Below are 16683 nucleotides of genomic sequence, written 5' to 3'. Positions count from 1 at the left end.
CCGCCGGAGCAGGCCGGCCACATGGCCGGTCGTCGGGAACTCCGGGAACATCCAGGGTCAGGAGGAACGGTGGAGTACAACCTTGCCGACCTGTTCGAGTCGGTCGTGGACGTGGTCCCGGACCGTGAGGCCCTCGTGTACGTGGACCACCCCGGGACCGGCGCCGAGCGCCGCCTGACGTACGCGGAGCTCGACACGGCGGCGAACCGGATCGCCCACCACCTGCTCGACAGCGGCTTGACGGCCGGTGAGCACCTGGGCCTTCACCTCTACAACGGGATCGAGTACCTGCAGACGGTGCTGGCCTGTCTGAAGGCCCGGCTCGTCCCGGTGAACGTCAACTACCGGTACGTGGAGGAGGAGCTGGTCTACCTCTACAACGACGCCGATCTCGCCGCCCTCGTCTTCGAGGGCGAGTTCACCGAGCGGGTCGCGGCCGCGCTGCCGCAGACGACGAAGCTCCGGCACCTGATCCGGGTCGGCCAGGCCCCCGAGGGCGCCCCCGAGCCGTCGATCGCGCCCGTCCCGTACGCGGACGCCGAGGCGGCCGGATCACCCGGGCGCGGGTTCCCGCCGCGCAGCCCCGACGACCTGTTCATCATCTACACCGGCGGCACGACGGGCATGCCCAAGGGCGTGATGTGGCGGGCCGAGGACCTCTTCTTCGCCGGGCTCTTCGGCGGCGAGCCCTCGGGCGAGCCGGTGAAGCGGCCCGAGGAACTGGCCGAGCGGGTCGCGGCGCGCGGCGCCGGGCTCACCTTCTTCCCGGCGCCCCCGCTGATGCACGGCACGTCGACGCTGACCTCGTTCATCGCCTTCAACTACGGCCAGCGGGTGGTCATCCACCGCAAGTACGCGCCGGAGGAAGTGCTCCGGACGATCGAGAAGGAGAAGGTCTCCAGTGTGTCGCTGGTCGGCGACGCGATGCTGAGGCCGTTGATCGACGCCCTGAACGGCCCGCTCAAGGGCACGGACCTGTCGTCGCTGTTCAGCGTCTCCTCGTCCGGGGCGATCATGTCGGAGACGGTCCGCGCCGAGTTCCAGCGGCTGGTGCCGAACGTGCTGCTCCTGAACAACTTCGGGTCGTCCGAGTCCGGGTCCAACGGCCGGGCGGCGGACGACTCCGGCCCGGAGAAGGGCTTCCGCCTGGTGGTCAACGACCGGACGCAGGTGGTGGATCCGGTGACGCACGAGCCGGTGGCGGTGGGCGAGCCCGGTCGCCTGGCCCAGCGCGGACACGTCCCGCTCGGGTACTACAACGACCCGGCCAAGACCGCCGAGACCTTCTTCCAGAAGGGCACGGAACGCTGGGTGCTGCTCGGCGACATGGCGACCGTCGACGAGCAGGGCATCGTCACGGTGCTCGGCCGCGGCTCGCAGTGCATCAACACGGGCGGCGAGAAGGTGTATCCGGAGGAGGTCGAACAGGCCCTGAAGTCCCACCCCGACGTGTACGACGCGTTGGTGGCGGGGGTCCCGGACCCGACCTGGGGCAGCCATGTGGCCGCGGTGGTCCAGGTCCGGGCGGGCGCCGAGGCGCCGTCCCTGGACCAGATCCAGAGCCACTGCCGCACCAGGCTGGCGGGCTACAAGATCCCGCGGCAGCTGGTCATCGCGCCCGCCATCCAGCGGTCCCCGAGCGGCAAGGCGGACTACCGCTGGGCGAAGGCGGTGGCGACGGAGGCGGACACGGCCTGATCGTCCGCCCCGGCCGCCCCGGCCGCCCCGGCGGGCGAGCCGTACGGGTCGCCGGCCGGCGCTCGATCAGGGCGACGCGGGCGCGGGTGCGGGTGCGAGGGCCGGGGCGGAAGGTGCCGTGGGGGCGGTGGCGGTGTCGTCGCCGTCCACGCAGGTCAGCGACATGATGACCGGTACCGGCAGACCCGATATCGGCTCACCCAAGAGGCCGGAGGTGACCGTCCAGTTGCCCTTCGTCAGGGTCAGCGCCCGCTCGCCCAGGTCGGGGCCGTCCTGCCAGCCGTAGTCGGAGCGGGCCCGCGCGAAGGCCGCTTTCAGGGCGGCGTCCACCGTCTCCTGCGCATGATGTCCGGAGAGCCGTTCGTGGCACCTGCCCAGAACCCCGGAGGGTTCCCGCTCCACCGTGATGCCCTCCGCCGCCAGGATCGAGGTCATCTCCGACACCACCGTTTCGCGAGGCAGCGGCGGACCCGAGAATCGCGGGGGGATCGGGCCGAGGTCCCGCAGCGGGAACGCGCAGGCGGTCGCCGTCGCCGCCGTCAATGCGGTCAGGGCCAGGGTCGCCAGGGCTGTGCGCGCCCGTATCCGTCGCACGATGATGTCCGTCCTCTCGGTTCGCGGTACGGCCCGTCAGTCTGCCATCCCGCCGATCTTGATGAACCACCGCCCGACGCGCCCCGCCCCGCCCCGCCGCATCGCGTCGTCAGGCGCCCGCCGCCAGGAACCGCTCCACGCGGGCCGCGAACCAGGCCGCGTCGTCCAGCCACGGGAAGTGGCCGGCCCGGGGCTGGACGTCGACCGAGCCCCGCGGGAACAGCGTGGCGAGCCGGGCCGCCAGGGCGGGGCGGGGGTTGCCGTCCAGTTCCGCGGCCAGCACCAGGACCTCGCCCGTGACCCGGCGGAGCGCCGCGCGCGTGGCGGGCGGGTCGAAGGCGCCGGGGCCCGCGTAGGCCCCGGCGGCCTTCTCGTTCTGCTGCCGCGCGTTCGCCGCCCAGTGCGCCCGGGCCGTCGCGTCCCAGTTCCCGTAGAACACCGGAGCGGCCAGCTCCCAGTCCTCCTCACCGTGGGCGGGGTCCGCGAGGATCCGCTCGTAGGCCGCGATGGCCGTGTCGTACGGCTCGCCGCCCGCCCGCAGCCGGGCCCCCTCCAGCCGGTCCTCCGCGGCGACCGGGAGATCCACCGCCCACGCGGTCGGGGTGACCAGGACGGTCCGGCGCAGCCGCTCGGGGTGCGCGGCCGCGTAGAGCTGGGCGAGGTTGCCGCCGGCGGAGTGGGCGAGGAGGTCCATGCGCTCCAGGCCCAGGTGCGCCCGCAGCGCCTCGACGTCGCCGACCTGGTGGTCGACGCGGTACGTCGACTCGTCCGCCGGTAGCGCGGAGTCGCCCGTGCCGCGCAGGTCGAGGAGGATCAGAAGGCGCCCGTCCGCCAGTCCGCCGAGGTCTCCCAGGTACGCGGAGGCCCGCATGGCGCCGCCCGGGATGCAGACCAGCGGCTCACCGTCGCCCTGGAGGTGGTAGGCGAGTTCGGTTCCGTCGTAGGTGGTGAAGGTTGGCATGCCGGCCAACATAAAAGACGATCACTCGTTCGAGTCATTGATTTAACCTGCGGATTCCTGGCAATCTACCGAATGATCGGTCGGTTTCTCATGGTGAGGTGACGGCATGGCGGTGTACACGGATCTCCACGACACGGGCGAGCGGCTGGGCCGCGACGAGCTGGCCGCCCTCCAGCTCACCCGGCTGCGCGCGACCCTGCACCGCGCCTACGAGAAGGTGCCGTTCTACCGGCAGGCCTTCGACAAGGCGGAGGTGCATCCCGACGACTGCCGCTCCCTCGCCGACCTCTCTCTGTTCCCCCTGACGACCAAGGCCGATCTGCGCGACCAGTACCCCTTCGGGATGTTCGCCGTGCCGCGCTCGCAGGTGCGCCGCATCCACGCCTCAAGCGGCACCACCGGGCGGCCGACCGTCGTCGGGTACACCGACGGGGACCTCTCCACCTGGGCGGACGTCGTCGCCCGGTCCATACGGGCGGCGGGCGGACGGCCCGGCCAGATCATCCACATCGCCTACGGGTACGGGCTGTTCACCGGCGGCCTGGGCGCGCACTACGGCGCCGAGCGCCTCGGCTGTACGGTCGTGCCCGCGTCGGGCGGGATGACGGACCGGCAGGTCCGGCTCATCGAGGACTTCCGGCCCGAGGTCATCATGGTGACCCCGTCCTACATGCTGACCCTGCTGGACGAGATGGAGCGCCAGGGAATCGACCCTCGCGCCACCTCGCTGCGGACGGGGATCTTCGGCGCCGAGCCGTGGACCGAGGAGATGCGCCGGGAGATCGAGGAACGGCTCGACATCGACGCGGTGGACATATACGGCCTGTCCGAGGTCATCGGACCGGGCGTGGCGCAGGAGTTCGCGGAAACCAAGGACGGCCTCCACATCTGGGAGGACCACTTCTATCCCGAGGTGGTCGATCCGCTGACCGGCGCGGTGCTGCCGGAGGGCGAGCCCGGCGAGCTGGTGTTCACCTCCCTCACCAAGGAGGCCATGCCCGTCATCCGCTACCGCACCCGGGACCTGACACGGCTGCTGCCCGGAACGGCCCGGCCGGCCTTCCGCCGGATGGAGAAGATCACGGGGCGCAGCGACGACATGATCATCCTGCGCGGGGTGAACGTGTACCCGACCCAGATCGAGGAGGTCCTGCTGCGGACTCCTGGCCTGGCTCCCCACTTCCAGCTGCGGCTGACCCGGGAGGGCCGGATGGACGCCCTGACGGTACGGGTGGAGGCGCGTCGGGAGACGGACGCCGAGCGGCGGCAGGACGCGGCCGCCGCCGTGGTCCGGGCCGTCAAGGAGGGGGTCGGGGTCTCCGTCCGGGTCGAGGTGGTCGACCCGGAGACGCTGGAGCGTTCGGTGGGGAAGATCAAGAGACTGGTCGACCTCCGCGGCGCCGGGGAGACAAGGGACACGCGTCCGGGCGGCTGAAACCACCCCTTCGGGCCCATTTGGGGGTGGCTGCCGGGAGCGGGCCGGCGCTCGGGGGTAGTGCATGAGGTGTGATCTCCACCCTCCGGCAGCTCTACGACCGGCTCCAGGGCTCCCAGATCGGGCTGGCCTGGAGCCGCGGCCGGGAGATGGAGCTGATGCACCGGGCGATGGGCTTCGCGGCTCTCGGCTTCCTCACCCTGGTGCCGCTGCTGGTGGTCGTGGCGGCCGCCGCACCCGGGAGCGGCTCGGGCTTCGGCCGCTGGCTCGGCCAGGCCCTCGGGGTGACGGAGGCCTCGCGGGTGCGGGTGGAGATGCTGTTCGGCGCCGCGGACCTGGCGCTGGAGCGGACCACCGCGTTCGGTCTGGCCGCGCTCGCGGTGTTCGGCCTGACCTTCGGTTCGGCCGTGCAGACCGGCTACGAGAAGGTCTGGGACCTGCCGACCGCGCGCTGGCACACCATGTGGCTGCACGTCGTCTGGCTCGCCCTGCTCGTCTGCTACCTCGGCCTGCTCGTGGGGATCCCCTCGCCGTCGAACGACGCCATCGGCACGGTCCTCGGCGCTCTGGGCGACCTCGTGGGCACCTGTCTGTTCTTCATCGCCTCGCAGCGCCTGCTGCTCGGCGGCCGGGTCCGCTGGCGCGCCCTGGTGCCGGGGGCGGTCGCGACCAGCCTCGGGCTGCTGGGGCTGCGGGTGTTCTCGCAGCTGGTGTTCTCCCCGCTCATCGCCTCCAACGCGGTGATCTACGGCCCCTTCGGCACCCTGCTCGTCGTCCAGTCCTGGCTGGTCGGCGTCGGCTTCGTGGTCTACGGCGGCGCGCTCGTCGGCCGGCTCGTGCACGAGCACCTGACCCTGCGGCGGCTGCGGCGCAGCGGGCGCTTACCTCCCGAGGATCCCGTCGCACCCCCTCCACACCCCGGCTGACCGGGCTCCCCGGCGGGCTCCCCCGTCCGGCCGTCAGCGTCCAGGCATCAGCGGACCGGCGTCAGCGGCCGGGCGTCAGCGGCCCGGCTCCGCGAAGCGGTCGCGCAGTTCCCGCTTGAGGATCTTGCCGCTGGCGTTGCGCGGGAGGGCGTCCACGAAGAGCACCCGCTTCGGAGCCTTGAAGTGGGCGAGCCTCTCCCTCGCGTAGGCCATCAGCTCCGCCTCCGTCACCTCCCCCGCCTCTTCGCGCGCTACCACCACCGCGGTGACCGCCTCGATCCATCGCTCGTCGGGCAGCCCCACCACCGCCGCCTCGGCCACGCCCGGGTGCGTGTAGAGCACGTCCTCCACCTGCCGTGAGGCGACCAGCACCCCGCCCGAGTTGATGACGTCCTTCACCCGGTCCACGACCGTGAAGTACCCCTGCGCGTCGCGCACCGCGAGGTCACCCGAGCGGAACCAGCCGTCCCGGAAGGCCTTCTCCGTGGCCACCGGGTCGTTCCAGTACCCCAGGCAGAGCTGGGGCGAGCGGTAGACCACCTCGCCCGCCGTTCCGTCCGGCACGTCCTTGCCGTCCTCGTCGACGACCTTCGCCTCCACGTGGCGCACCGGCCGCCCGCAGGAGTCCATCCGCCCCTCGTGCTCCAGCGGTCCGAGCACCGTGGCCAGCGGGCCGATCTCGCTCTGGCCGAAGCAGTTGTAGAAGCCGAGCCCCGGCAGCCGCTCGCGCAGGCGTTCCAGGACCGGGACCGGCATGATCGAGGCCCCGTAGTACGCCTTCCGCAGCCCGCCCAGCTCACGCACCGCGAAATCCGGGTGATGGGACAGGCCGATCCACACCGTCGGCGGGGCGAAGAGGCTGTCCGCCTCCCCGGCCTCGACCAGGTCGAAGATCCGCTCCGCGACCGGCGCGTCCACGATCGTGTTCCGCGCCCCCACCGCCAGGTACGGCAGCAGGAAGACGTGCATCTGCGCCGAGTGGTAGAGCGGCAGTGAGTGCACGGGCCGATCCTCCCCGTCCAGGTCCAGCGCCTCGATCGCGCTCTCGTACTCGTGGGCGAGGGCCCGGTGGGTCATCATCGCGCCCTTGGGCAGGGCGGTGGTCCCCGAGGTGTAGAGGAGCTGCGCCAGCGTGCCCGGATCCCGGTCGGCGTCGAAGGGCAGCGGCTCGGCCAGCTCTGCCAGGAAGGAGCCGGGGGCGTCGCGCAGCGCCCGTACCGGGTACGCCTCGGGGATCCGCCCGGCCAGGTCGGGATCGGCGAGGACCAGGGCGCTCGCGGAGTTGTCCAGGATGTACGCGAGGTCCTCGCCGGTGAGGTTCTGGTTGACCGGGACGTGGGTGAGCCCGGCGCGGGCGCAGGCGAGGAAGGCCAGGAGGTAGGCGTCGGAGTTGTGGGCGAAGGTGGCGACCCGGTCCCCGGCGGCCAGCCCGTACCGCTCCCGCAGCACGGCGGCGCCGGTGGTGACGGCCGCGTCGAGTTCCGCGTACGTCCAGCTGCGCTCGCGGTAGCGCACGGCCGGGCGGTCGGGGACCCGCAGCGCGCTGTCGTGCACCAGTCCGTCGACCGTGTTGTCCCGCACCGCTCGCATTGCCCGCACCGCCCGGTCTGCCGTCATGGCGCGATCCTCGTCCTCCCGTACGCCCAAGGTCAATAACCGGATACCAAACGGGATGTTGACAGATCGCCGGACGGGCTGAATGAGTGAGGGGGCACGGACGTACCGCCTGTCCAACGGGTAACCACGCCCATCCACGGGCTACTTGGGAGGACTGTTGCATCTCAGCACTCGTCCGATACTCCGCCGCGTCGCCCTCACCGGCGCCGCCCTGCTCGCCGCGACGGCCGCCGTACCCCCGGCGTCTGCCGCTGCGGCGCCCGAGGACCGGAGCGCCGGCGGCGGTCTGTCCGCCGTCATCCGGTACACCGAGAACGGCATCCCGCACATCCTCGCCCCCGATTACCCGCGGCTCGGCTTCGGCACCGGCTGGGCCCAGGCCGCCGACCAGGTCTGTGTCCTCGCGGACGGGTTCGTGACCGTCGCCGGTGAGCGTTCGCGCTGGTTCGGCCCGGACGCGGCGCCCGACTTCTCGCTCTCCTCGGCCACGAGGAACCTCTCCAGCGACCTGTACTTCAAGGGGGTGCGGGAGTCCGGCACGGTGGAGAAGCTGCTGGCGACCCCCGCCCCGGCCGGTCCCACCGAGGACCTCAAGGACCTGATGCGCGGCTGGGCCGCCGGGTACAACGCCTGGCTGGCCCAGAACAAGGTCACCGACCCGGCGTGCAAGGGCGCCGGCTGGGTCCGCCCGGTCACCACGGCCGATGTGGCCGCCCGCGCCTTCGCGGTCTCGGTCCTCGGCGGCCAGGGCCGCGGCATCGACGGCATCACGGCCGCGCAGCCCCCGGACGCCGCGGGCTCCCCGACCGGTCCCACGGCGCGCCCGCAGGCCGCCGACCCGGCGGCCGATCCGGCGGCCGATCCGGCGGCCGCCGCCGAGGCCGCGCGGAAGTTCTTCGACACCGGCCGCTACGACATGGGCTCCAACGCGGTGGCCTTCGCCGGCTCCACCACGGCGAGCGGCCGCGGCCTGCTCCTCGGGAACCCGCACTACCCGTGGCACGGCGGACGCCGCTTCTGGCAGTTCCAGCAGACCATCCCGGGCGAGCTGAACGTCTCGGGCGCCTCCCTGCTCGGCACCGCCGTGGTCAACATCGGCTTCAACGAGAAGGTGGCCTGGAGCCACACGGTCGCCACCGGCACCCCCGTGAACCTCCACCAGCTCGCCCTGGACCCGGCCGATCCGACCGCCTACCTCGTCGACGGCACGCCGGAGCGGATGACCCGACGGACCGTCACCGTCCCCGTGGCGGGCGGCACCCCGGTCACCCGCACCCAGTGGTGGACCCGCTACGGACCGGTGGTCTCGGACCTCGGCCCGGGCCTCCCCCTGCCGTGGACCGCACAGACGGCGTACGCGCTGAACGACCCGAACGCCGTGAACCTGCGCGGCTCCGACACCGCCCTCGCGATGGGCAGGGCCCGCTCGGTGGCCGGGATCCAGGACGCCCTCAAGCGCACCCAGGGCCTGCCCTGGGTCAACACCGTGGCCGCCGACTCCGCGGGCGGCACCCTCTTCACCCAGACCCAGGTGCTCCCCCGGATCACCGACGAGCTGGCGGCCCGCTGCTCCACCCCGCTGGGCCGGGCCACGTACCCGGCCTCGGGGCTGGCGGTGCTGGACGGTTCGCGCGGTGACTGCGCGATCGGCTCGGATCCGGACGCGGTGCAGCCGGGCGTCTTCGGCCCGGGGAAGGCACCGACGCTGCAGGGCGCCCCGTACGCCGAGAACTCCAACGACAGCGCCTGGCTGGCCAACGCCGACCGGCCGCTGACGGGCTACGAGCGGGTCTGGGGCAGCGTCGCCACCCCGCGCTCGCTGCGCACGCGCGGCGCGGTCGAGGACGTGGCCGCGATGGCCGCGAGGGGCCGGCTGACCGTGGCCGACCTGCAGAAGCAGCAGTTCGCGAACCGGGTGCCCGCCGGTGATCTGGCGGCTGCGGACGCGGCGAAGGCGTGCGCCGCCCTGCCGGGCGGGACGGCGACGGCGAGCGACGGCGGTGCGGTGGACGTCTCGGCGGCCTGCGAGGTGCTGGCGGGCTGGGACCGTACGGCCGACAGCACCAGCCGCGGCGCGCTGCTCTTCGACCGGTTCTGGCGCAGGCTGACGGCCTCGACCCCGGCGAAGGACCTGTGGCTGGTGCCGTTCTCGGCGGCCGACCCCGTACGCACGCCCCGGACGCTCAACCAGACGGCGCCCGGCATCGGGCGGGCGCTCGCGGACGCGGTGGCGGAGCTGAAGGCGGCCGGGATCGCGCTGGACGCCCCGCTGGGTGAGCACCAGTTCGTGGTCCGTGGCAGCCGCAAGCTGCCGGTGGGCGGCGGTACGGAGGCGCTCGGCGTCTGGAACAAGACCGAGGCGCCGTGGAACGCGGCGGCCGGCGGCTACCCGGAGATCACGCACGGGTCCAGCCACATCCAGGCGGTCGGCTGGGACGGCGGCCGCTGTCCCGTGGCGCGCACCCTGCTGACGTACAGCCAGTCCTCGAACCCGCTCTCGCCGTACTACGCCGACCAGACCCGGATGTACGCCGAGGAGCGGTGGGTCACGGCACGTTTCTGCGAGCGGGACATCCTCACGTCGCCGAAGCTGAAGGTGGTCCTGGTGCGCGAACGGCGGTGATCACTTCCTGCGTGCCCCAGCGTGCCCCTTCCCGGCCCCGGTCCCTCACGGGCTGACGGCCAGGAAGAGGTACGCGGCCAGCAGCACGATGTGCACCCCTCCCTGGAGCAGCGTGGCCCGCCCCGGGACGATGGTGAGGGCGCTGACCACGATGGTGAGGGCGAGCAGCACCATGTGGATCGGGCCGAGGCCGAGCAGGAGCGGGCCGGAGAGCCAGATCGAGGCGAGGGCGATCGCCGGGATGGTCAGGCCGATGCTGGCGATGGCGGATCCGTAGGCGAGGTTGAGACTGGTCTGCACGCGGTCGCGGCGGGCGGCCCGGACGGCGGCGAGGGTCTCGGGGAGCAGGACGAGCAGGGCGATGATCACACCGACGACCGCCTGGGGCAGGCCGGCGGCCGCGACGGCCCGCTCGATGGTCGGGGAGACGGCCTTGGCGTCGCCGACCACGGCGACGAGCGCGACCAGCAGCAGGGCGAGGCTGATGAGGGCGGCACGGGCGGTGGGCGGCTTCGCGTGGTCCTCGCCGGCGCCGGGGCCCTGTCCGGTGTCCACGGGCAGGAAGTAGCTGCGGTGACGGACCGTCTGGACGGCCACGAAGAGCCCGTACAGGGCGAGCGAGGCGACGGCGGCGAAGGTGAGCTGCGCGGTGGAGAACTCGGGGCCCGGCTTGCTGGTGGTGAAGGTCGGCAGGACCAGGCTGAGGGTGGCCAGGGTCGCGACGGTGGCGAGCGCCGCGCCGGATCCCTCGGGGTTGAACACGGCGACGCGGTTGCGCAGGGCGCCGACCAGCAGCGAGATGCCGACGATGCCGTTGCAGGTGATCATGACGGCGGCGAAGACGGTGTCCCGGGCCAGGGAGGCGGTCTTGTCGCCGCCGTCGGCCATCAGGGTGACGATGAGCGCCACTTCGATCACGGTGACCGCCACGGCGAGGACGAGGGAGCCGAAGGGCTCCCCGACCCGGTGGGCGACGACCTCGGCGTGGTGGACGGCCGCCAGCACCGCGCCCGCGAGGCAGAGCGCGACGAGCGCCACCGCGAAGCCGGGTAGGTCCCGCCCCCAGCTGAAGACGAGCGCGACCAGCGCCACCACGGGGACCACCACGGTCCAGTCGGTCAGGGGAGATCTGCGCGCAGTCGTACTCATATCAGCCAAGTTGCCAGAAGTGTCCCGCCAGTGCGGCGCAAGGCGCGCCTCCAGGGCCTTGACGTGGCTCTTCTCACGGCATCGCGCGGCGTGGCGGGCGCGGGGTGCGAGGCCGGAGCGGCGCGGCGCCGGACCATGTGACATGGAGCCATGGAGCCATGGCATCGGCGGACTCGGCGTCACCCTGGAACGAGGAAGAGCCGACCGGCCTGCACCGTGTGGTGCTGCGGGGGCTGCTGCGCCCGGTCTCGCCGCCTCCGGGCGCCGAGGACGGCGGCGCCGGACGGCCCGTGCGGGGTGTGGGACGGCCGCGACCCGGACACCTCGGTCGGGTACGGCCTGCCCCTGTTCGGCCGGCACGACGGCAACGCCCCGTGGAACGATCTCCTCGGGGCACTGCGACGACCGGCGTCCACCGGGCCGGACCGGACCGGACCGCCGCGAACTGCGAGGACGGGCCGGGCATCCCCGTCGCCGAAGTCCGCGCCGAGACCTTGCGCCGCGGGAGGACGACGGGCGCGGCCGAGGGGGGTCACCGACGCCGGCGGCCCTGCCCTCCCTCGTACGCCACGGGCTCGCCCGGCACCTCTCCGGGACCGAGGACCCGTACTGCGCGGCGGTGTACGACTTCACCCGGTGGTGAGGCCCGGCGGCCGGCGTCACAGCGGCCGGGCGTGCCCCTCCCAGTACGGGTCGCGCAGCCGCCGCTTGTAGAGCTTGCCGTTCGGGTCGCGGGGCATCGTCTCGATGAAGTCGACCGTCTTGGGGCGCTTGTAGCCGGCGAGCTGCCGCTCGCAGTGGTGCAGGATCTCCGCGGCCAGGGCGTCGCCCGCGACGAAGCCCTCGGCCGGTTCGACGACCGCCTTGACCTGCTCGCCCCAGTCGGCATGCGGGATGCCGAAGGCGGCGGCGTCCGCGACGGCCGGGTGGGTGAGCAGGGCGGATTCGATCTCGGCCGGGTAGATGTTGACCCCGCCCGAGATGATCATGTCGATCTTGCGGTCGCGGAGGAAGAGGTAGCCCTCCTCGTCCATCAGCCCCAGATCTCCGACGGTGAAGAAGTCGCCGATCCGGTTCTTCCTCGTCTTGCCCTCGTCCTTGTGGTAGCTGAAGCCGCCGGTGTTCATCTTGAGGTAGACGGTGCCCAGTTCCCCGGCGGGCAGCCGGTTGCCGTCGTCGTCGAAGATGGCGAGTTCGCTGATCGGCCAGGCCTTGCCGACGGTTCCCGGCTTCTTCAGCCAGTCCTCGGCGGTCGCGAAGGCGCCGCCGCCCTCGCTGGCCGCGTAGTACTCCTCCACGCAGCGGCCCCACCAGTCGATCATCGCCCGTTTGACGTGGTCGGGGCAGGGCGCGGCGCCGTGGATGGCGTGCCGCATCGAGGAGACGTCGTACGCGTCCTTCGTCTCCTGCGGGAGGGCGAGGAGCCGGTGGAACTGGGTCGGCACCATGTGGGTGTGCGTGCAGGCGTGGACGTCGATCAGGCGGAGCATCTCCTGTGGCGTCCACTTGTCCATCAGGACCAGCGGGTGCCCGATGTGCAGGGCGGCGCCCGCGAATTGGAGGACGGCGGTGTGGTAGAGCGGCGAGCAGACCAGGTGGACGTTGCCGTCGAAGGGCCGGATGCCGAAGATGCCGAGGAAGCCGCCCAGATACGTCTCCTCCGGGAGCTTGCCGGGCAGCGGGCGGCGGATGCCGCGCGGGCGGCCGGTGGTCCCGGAGGTGTAGTTCATGACCCAGCCCAGCGTGCGGCCCTCGGGGGCGGTCGCGGGCTGCCCGTCGAGGAGCTGCGCGTACGGCCGGAAGCCCGCGACCGCTCCGACGACGTAGCGGTGGCTCGCGGGCAGGCCGGCCTCGTCGGCGGCGGCGGTGGCGGCCTCGGCGAAGCGCTCGTGGGTGATGAGGACCTTGGCTCCGGAGTCGGAGACGATCCAGGCGATCTCGGGGCCGACGAGGTGGTGGTTGACGGGGACGAGGTAGAAGCCCGCCTGGGAGGCGGCCAGGTAGGCGGTGAGGAACTCGACGCCGTTGGGGAGGACGACGGCGAAGACGTCGCCCTTCTCCAGGCCGGCGGCGCGCAGGCCGTGGACGAGGCGGTTGACGTCGGCGTGCAGCCGGCCGGCGCTCCATTCCTCGCCCTCGGGGGTCACCAGGACGGCGCGCCCGGGGTCGGCGGCGGCCTGGGCCCAGAAGCCGTTGGGCGGCTGCCGGTCGGCGGTGGGGGTGGTGGACGTCGTCGCGGTCATGGCACTCACGCCTCTCGGACTCGGCCGGCGATGCGGTTGATGCGGTCGATCGCCCGCTCGAACCCGCTGGTGAGGTCGTCGAAGACGGCCTGGACGCTGCGTTCCTCGGTCATCCGGCCGACGATCTGGCCGACGGGGGTGCCGAGCAGTGGCTGGATCTCGTACTTCTGGATCCGGGAGACGGCTTCGGCGACGAGCAGGCCCTGGAGCGGCATGGGGAGCGCACCGGGGCCCGCCGGGTCGTCCCAGGCGTCGGTCCACTCGGTGCGCAGTTGGCGGGCGGGCTTGCCGGTGAGGGCGCGGGAGCGGACGGTGTCGCCGGAGCCGGCGGCGAGCAGTTTCCCGGTGAGGGCGCGCGAGTGGAGGTCGGCCTCGGTGGTGGTGAGCCAGAGCGAGCCGAGCCAGGCGCCCTGGGCGCCGAGGGCGAGGCCGGCGGCGATCTGCTCGCCGCTGCCGATGCCGCCGGCGGCGAGGACCGGGAGGGGGGCGACGGCCTCGACGACCTCGGGGACCAGGACCATGGTGGCGATGTCGCCGGTGTGGCCGCCGGCCTCGTAGCCCTGGGCGACGACGATGTCGATGCCGGCTTCGGCGTGGCGGCGGGCGTGCTTGGCGCTGCCGGCGAGGGCGGCGACGAGGACGCCGTGGTCGTGGGCGCGCGCGATGACGTCGGCGGGCGGGGAACCGAGGGCGTTCGCCAGGAGTTTGATGGGGTAGTCGAAGGCGACGTCGAGCTGGCTCCGGGCGACCTGCTCCATCCAGCCGGTGATCCGCCAGCCGGAGGCCTCGCCTTCGGCGAGCTCGGGCACGTGGTGCTTGGCGAGGGTGTCGCGGACGAAGGCGCGGTGCGCGGCCGGGATCATCGCCTCGATGTCGGCCTCGCCTATGCCGTCGACTGCCTTCTTGGCGGGCATGACGACGTCGAGGCCGTAGGGCTTGCCGTCAGTATGCGTCTGCATCCAGTCGAGGTCGCGTTTCAGGTCGTCGGGGGCCGTGTAGCGGACCGCGCCGAGTACCCCGAAACCACCCGCGCGGGTGATGGCCGCGGCGACCGCCGGGAAGGGCGTGAAGCCGAAGATGGCGTGCTCGACTCCCAGTTTCTTGCTCAGCTCCGTCTCCATGGGCGGCAGGATGCCGCAGCCCGGCGGTCGAGGGAAGAGGTTTTCTGATGCAGTGTCAGATTCTTTACGGGCCGGTCGGTGCGGAGGGTGCCCGGTGCGTGGGCAGATACCCACTACCGTGCGGATCGCCTGCGGCGCGCTCGGCGGATACGGGCTCCGGCCCGGGGTCCGCCTCCGGCGCGCTCGGCGGTTCCGGACCCCGGGCGGTGCCCGGGGCGGAGCGCCGGGAGACGGCACCGCAGGCCGGGGCCAACCCAGCCCGCCAGGGGCACCTCCCAGCGGTAGCCGGGGGAGTTTGAGTCGCGGGGTCCGGGGCGGAGCCCTGGGAGACGACGCCGCAGGTGGACGGCGGACAGGAGGGCGGACATGACAGTACGCACGGGGGCTTTCGGCGCGGCGGCGGAAGAAGCGCGGCCCGCACAGGCCGCAACGGGCGGGCCCGGGAAGACCGGCGGCGGGCCCGGGAAGACAAGCGGCCGGCCCGGCGCAGCCGGTGGAGGGCTGAACCGGCGGCGGCTGGGGGCGCGGCTGCTCGCGCTCGGCGGGGTGCTCGTCCTGCACGCCGCACTCCCGGGCTCCGCAGGCGCCGCGGGCGGCCCGGGCGGTCCGGGCGGCCCGGCCGAACGGCGCGCGCTCCAGGGCCTGCGGCTGCGGTACGGATCCGCCCGCCAGGCCGGGTTGCTGGAGAAGCACCTGGAGGGGGTGGCGGACGAGGCCCGGCGCTTCCTGGGCCCCTCCCCCGAACACCCCTACTACGCGGGGGCTGTGGTCCTCGCCGGCCGGGGCCGCACCATCGCCCTGCACCGCGCCATGGGGTACGCGGTGCGGTACGCGGACTACGACGGACGGACGGACCGGGTCCGGGAGTTCCCGGCGGCCGAACGGATCGCGATGGCCGAGGACACCGTCTTCGACCTGGCCTCGCTGACCAAGCTGTTCACCTCCGTCCTGGCGGTGCAGCAGATGGAGCGCGGGCGACTGGAGCTGGAGGCTCCGGTGTGCCGGTACCTGCCGGAGTTCACCGGCGGCGGCAAGGAGGTCGTCACGGTCCGTCAGCTGCTCACGCACACCTCGGGGTTGCGCTCCTGGGCGCCCTTCTACCAGGAGTCCACGCGGGAGGGGAGGCTGAGGCTGCTGTGGTCGGTGCGGCCGCAGGAGACCCCCGGGACCGTCTACCGGTATTCCGACCTCAACCTCATCGCGCTGCAACTGCTCCTGGAACGGATCACCGGTCGCACTCTGGATGTCCTGCTCCGCGACGAGATCACCGCTCCGCTCGGGATGCACCGCACTCGTTACAACCCACCGCTCTCCTGGCGCCGGGTCACCGCCGCCACCGAGGTGCAGCGCCCGCCCTGGTCCGGCCTGGACCGCGGGCTGGTGTGGGGCGAGGTCCACGACGAGAACGCCTACGCGCTCGGCGGCGTCGCGGGCCACGCAGGGGTCTTCGGCACCGCCTGGGATCTGGCCCTCCTCGCCCGTGCCCTCCTCGACGGCGGGGTCTACGCGGGCAGGCGTATCCTGCGCCCCGCCTCCGTCGAGCTGCTCTTCACCGACTACAACACGGCCTTCCCCGGCGACGACCACGGTCTCGGCTTCGAGCTCTACCAGCACTGGTACATGGGCGCCATGGCCACCCCGCACTCCGCCGGGCACACCGGCTTCACCGGCACCTCCCTGGTCCTCGACCCCTCCACCGACTCGTTCCTGATCCTGCTCGGCAACTCCGTCCACCCCGTGCGGACCTGGCGGGCCGGCAGCGCACCACGGGTCGCGGTCGGCAACCGCTTCGCCCGCGCCGTCCCGGTCCGCACCCGGCACGGCGGCGCGGCCTGGTTCTCCGGCATCCAGGCGGGCGCCTCGGGCACCCTCACGCTGCCGCCGCTCGGCCCGGCCACGGCCGCCGCCCGACTGCGCTGCGCCGTGTGGTGGGACACCGTGCCCGGCGAGGGTGCCCTGTATCTGGAGGCCTCCGCCGACGGGGAGCACTGGGAGGCGCTGCCCTTCAGCACGCTGCGGTCCACCGGCGGCGCCCCCGAGCAGTGGCCGCGGGGTTCCGTGAGCGGCTGGTCGGGCCGCGTCTGGCACCGCCTCGAAGCCCCTCTCACGGCCGCCTGGGCGGGACGCGAGGTACGACTGCGCTTCCGCCACACCGCGACCGGCCGCTACGCAGGACGCGGGGCCTACGTGGACGTGGTCCGCGTGGCGGAACCGGGCCGCCTGCTCTTCGCGGAGGACCGCCCCGCCGACGCCGACCGCATCGAGGCCATCGGCTGGACCCGGTCGGCCGACTGACCTCGGCCAGACACCCCCAAG

Annotated in this window: 11 protein-coding genes; 5 read left to right on the top strand and 6 right to left on the bottom strand. The window is 73.1% G+C overall.

All coding sequences use genetic code 11. The annotated features are described in order from the left end of the window. Positions 1–69 precede the first annotated feature (69 nt). Positions 70–1698 carry an acyl-CoA synthetase gene (locus ACFY0D_RS04205; RefSeq protein ID WP_390796856.1) on the top strand — a complete coding sequence of 543 codons (1629 nt, stop codon included), beginning with the start codon at positions 70–72 and terminating at the stop codon, positions 1696–1698. A 66-nt stretch (positions 1699–1764) separates the two neighbouring features. Here the strand turns inward: ACFY0D_RS04205 and ACFY0D_RS04200 are convergent, their stop codons facing one another. Then, a complete protein-coding gene (locus ACFY0D_RS04200) occupies positions 1765–2292 on the bottom strand; it encodes a hypothetical protein (RefSeq protein WP_390796855.1) in 528 nt (175 codons plus the stop codon). Between the two features lie 109 nt (positions 2293–2401). Further along, positions 2402–3253, bottom strand: a complete 852-nt coding sequence (locus ACFY0D_RS04195; protein ID WP_390796854.1) for an alpha/beta fold hydrolase — start codon at positions 3251–3253, stop codon at positions 2402–2404. Positions 3254–3359: 106 nt separating this feature from the next. Between ACFY0D_RS04195 and paaK the strand changes: the two genes are divergently transcribed. Both paaK and ACFY0D_RS04185 read left to right on the top strand, forming a co-directional pair. After that, positions 3360–4688: a phenylacetate--CoA ligase PaaK gene (paaK, locus tag ACFY0D_RS04190; RefSeq protein WP_390796853.1), complete on the top strand. Its 1329-nt coding sequence runs from the start codon at positions 3360–3362 to the stop codon at positions 4686–4688. 71 nt (positions 4689–4759) lie between these two features. Beyond that, on the top strand, positions 4760–5614 hold the full coding sequence (locus ACFY0D_RS04185; RefSeq protein WP_390796852.1) for a YhjD/YihY/BrkB family envelope integrity protein: 855 nt from the start codon (positions 4760–4762) through the stop codon (positions 5612–5614). Between the two features lie 75 nt (positions 5615–5689). Here the strand turns inward: ACFY0D_RS04185 and ACFY0D_RS04180 are convergent, their stop codons facing one another. Next, positions 5690–7204, bottom strand: coding sequence for a fatty acyl-CoA synthetase (locus ACFY0D_RS04180; RefSeq protein WP_390796991.1), 1515 nt, complete (start codon positions 7202–7204; stop codon positions 5690–5692). 184 nt (positions 7205–7388) lie between these two features. Between ACFY0D_RS04180 and ACFY0D_RS04175 the strand changes: the two genes are divergently transcribed. Beyond that, a complete protein-coding gene (locus ACFY0D_RS04175) occupies positions 7389–9854 on the top strand; it encodes a penicillin acylase family protein (RefSeq protein ID WP_390796851.1) in 2466 nt (821 codons plus the stop codon). 45 nt (positions 9855–9899) lie between these two features. Here ACFY0D_RS04175 and ACFY0D_RS04170 read toward each other — a convergent pair whose 3' ends face one another. The 3 genes from ACFY0D_RS04170 to ACFY0D_RS04160 form a co-directional block, all read right to left on the bottom strand. Continuing rightward, complete coding sequence (locus ACFY0D_RS04170) at positions 9900–11003, bottom strand: calcium:proton antiporter (RefSeq protein WP_390796850.1); 1104 nt, start codon at positions 11001–11003, stop codon at positions 9900–9902. 659 nt (positions 11004–11662) lie between these two features. Then, positions 11663–13246: an acyl-CoA synthetase gene (locus tag ACFY0D_RS04165; protein ID WP_390796849.1), complete on the bottom strand. Its 1584-nt coding sequence runs from the start codon at positions 13244–13246 to the stop codon at positions 11663–11665. Positions 13247–13251: 5 nt separating this feature from the next. After that, a complete protein-coding gene (locus ACFY0D_RS04160; RefSeq protein WP_390796848.1) occupies positions 13252–14367 on the bottom strand; it encodes a nitronate monooxygenase in 1116 nt (371 codons plus the stop codon). 366 nt (positions 14368–14733) lie between these two features. On the opposite strand from ACFY0D_RS04160, the gene ACFY0D_RS04155 reads away from it, so the two are divergent. Beyond that, positions 14734–16662, top strand: a complete 1929-nt coding sequence (locus tag ACFY0D_RS04155; RefSeq protein WP_390796847.1) for a serine hydrolase — start codon at positions 14734–14736, stop codon at positions 16660–16662. Positions 16663–16683: the final 21 nt, after the last annotated feature.

The organism is Streptomyces sp. NPDC001502, from assembly GCF_042894785.1.
Lineage (GTDB): Bacteria > Actinomycetota > Actinomycetes > Streptomycetales > Streptomycetaceae > Streptomyces > Streptomyces kutzneri.
This window is presented reverse-complemented; position numbering and strand designations above follow the sequence as displayed.

Coding starts and splice junctions, on each gene's coding strand:
- ACFY0D_RS04195 (WP_390796854.1), bottom strand. CDS start 3,253: ATGCCAACCTTCACCACCTACGACGGAACCGAACTCGCCTACCACCTC.
- paaK (WP_390796853.1), top strand. CDS start 3,360: ATGGCGGTGTACACGGATCTCCACGACACGGGCGAGCGGCTGGGCCGC.
- ACFY0D_RS04180 (WP_390796991.1), bottom strand. CDS start 7,204: ATGCGAGCGGTGCGGGACAACACGGTCGACGGACTGGTGCACGACAGC.
- ACFY0D_RS04170 (WP_390796850.1), bottom strand. CDS start 11,003: ATGAGTACGACTGCGCGCAGATCTCCCCTGACCGACTGGACCGTGGTG.
- ACFY0D_RS04165 (WP_390796849.1), bottom strand. CDS start 13,246: ATGACCGCGACGACGTCCACCACCCCCACCGCCGACCGGCAGCCGCCC.
- ACFY0D_RS04160 (WP_390796848.1), bottom strand. CDS start 14,367: ATGGAGACGGAGCTGAGCAAGAAACTGGGAGTCGAGCACGCCATCTTC.
- ACFY0D_RS04155 (WP_390796847.1), top strand. CDS start 14,734: ATGACAGTACGCACGGGGGCTTTCGGCGCGGCGGCGGAAGAAGCGCGG.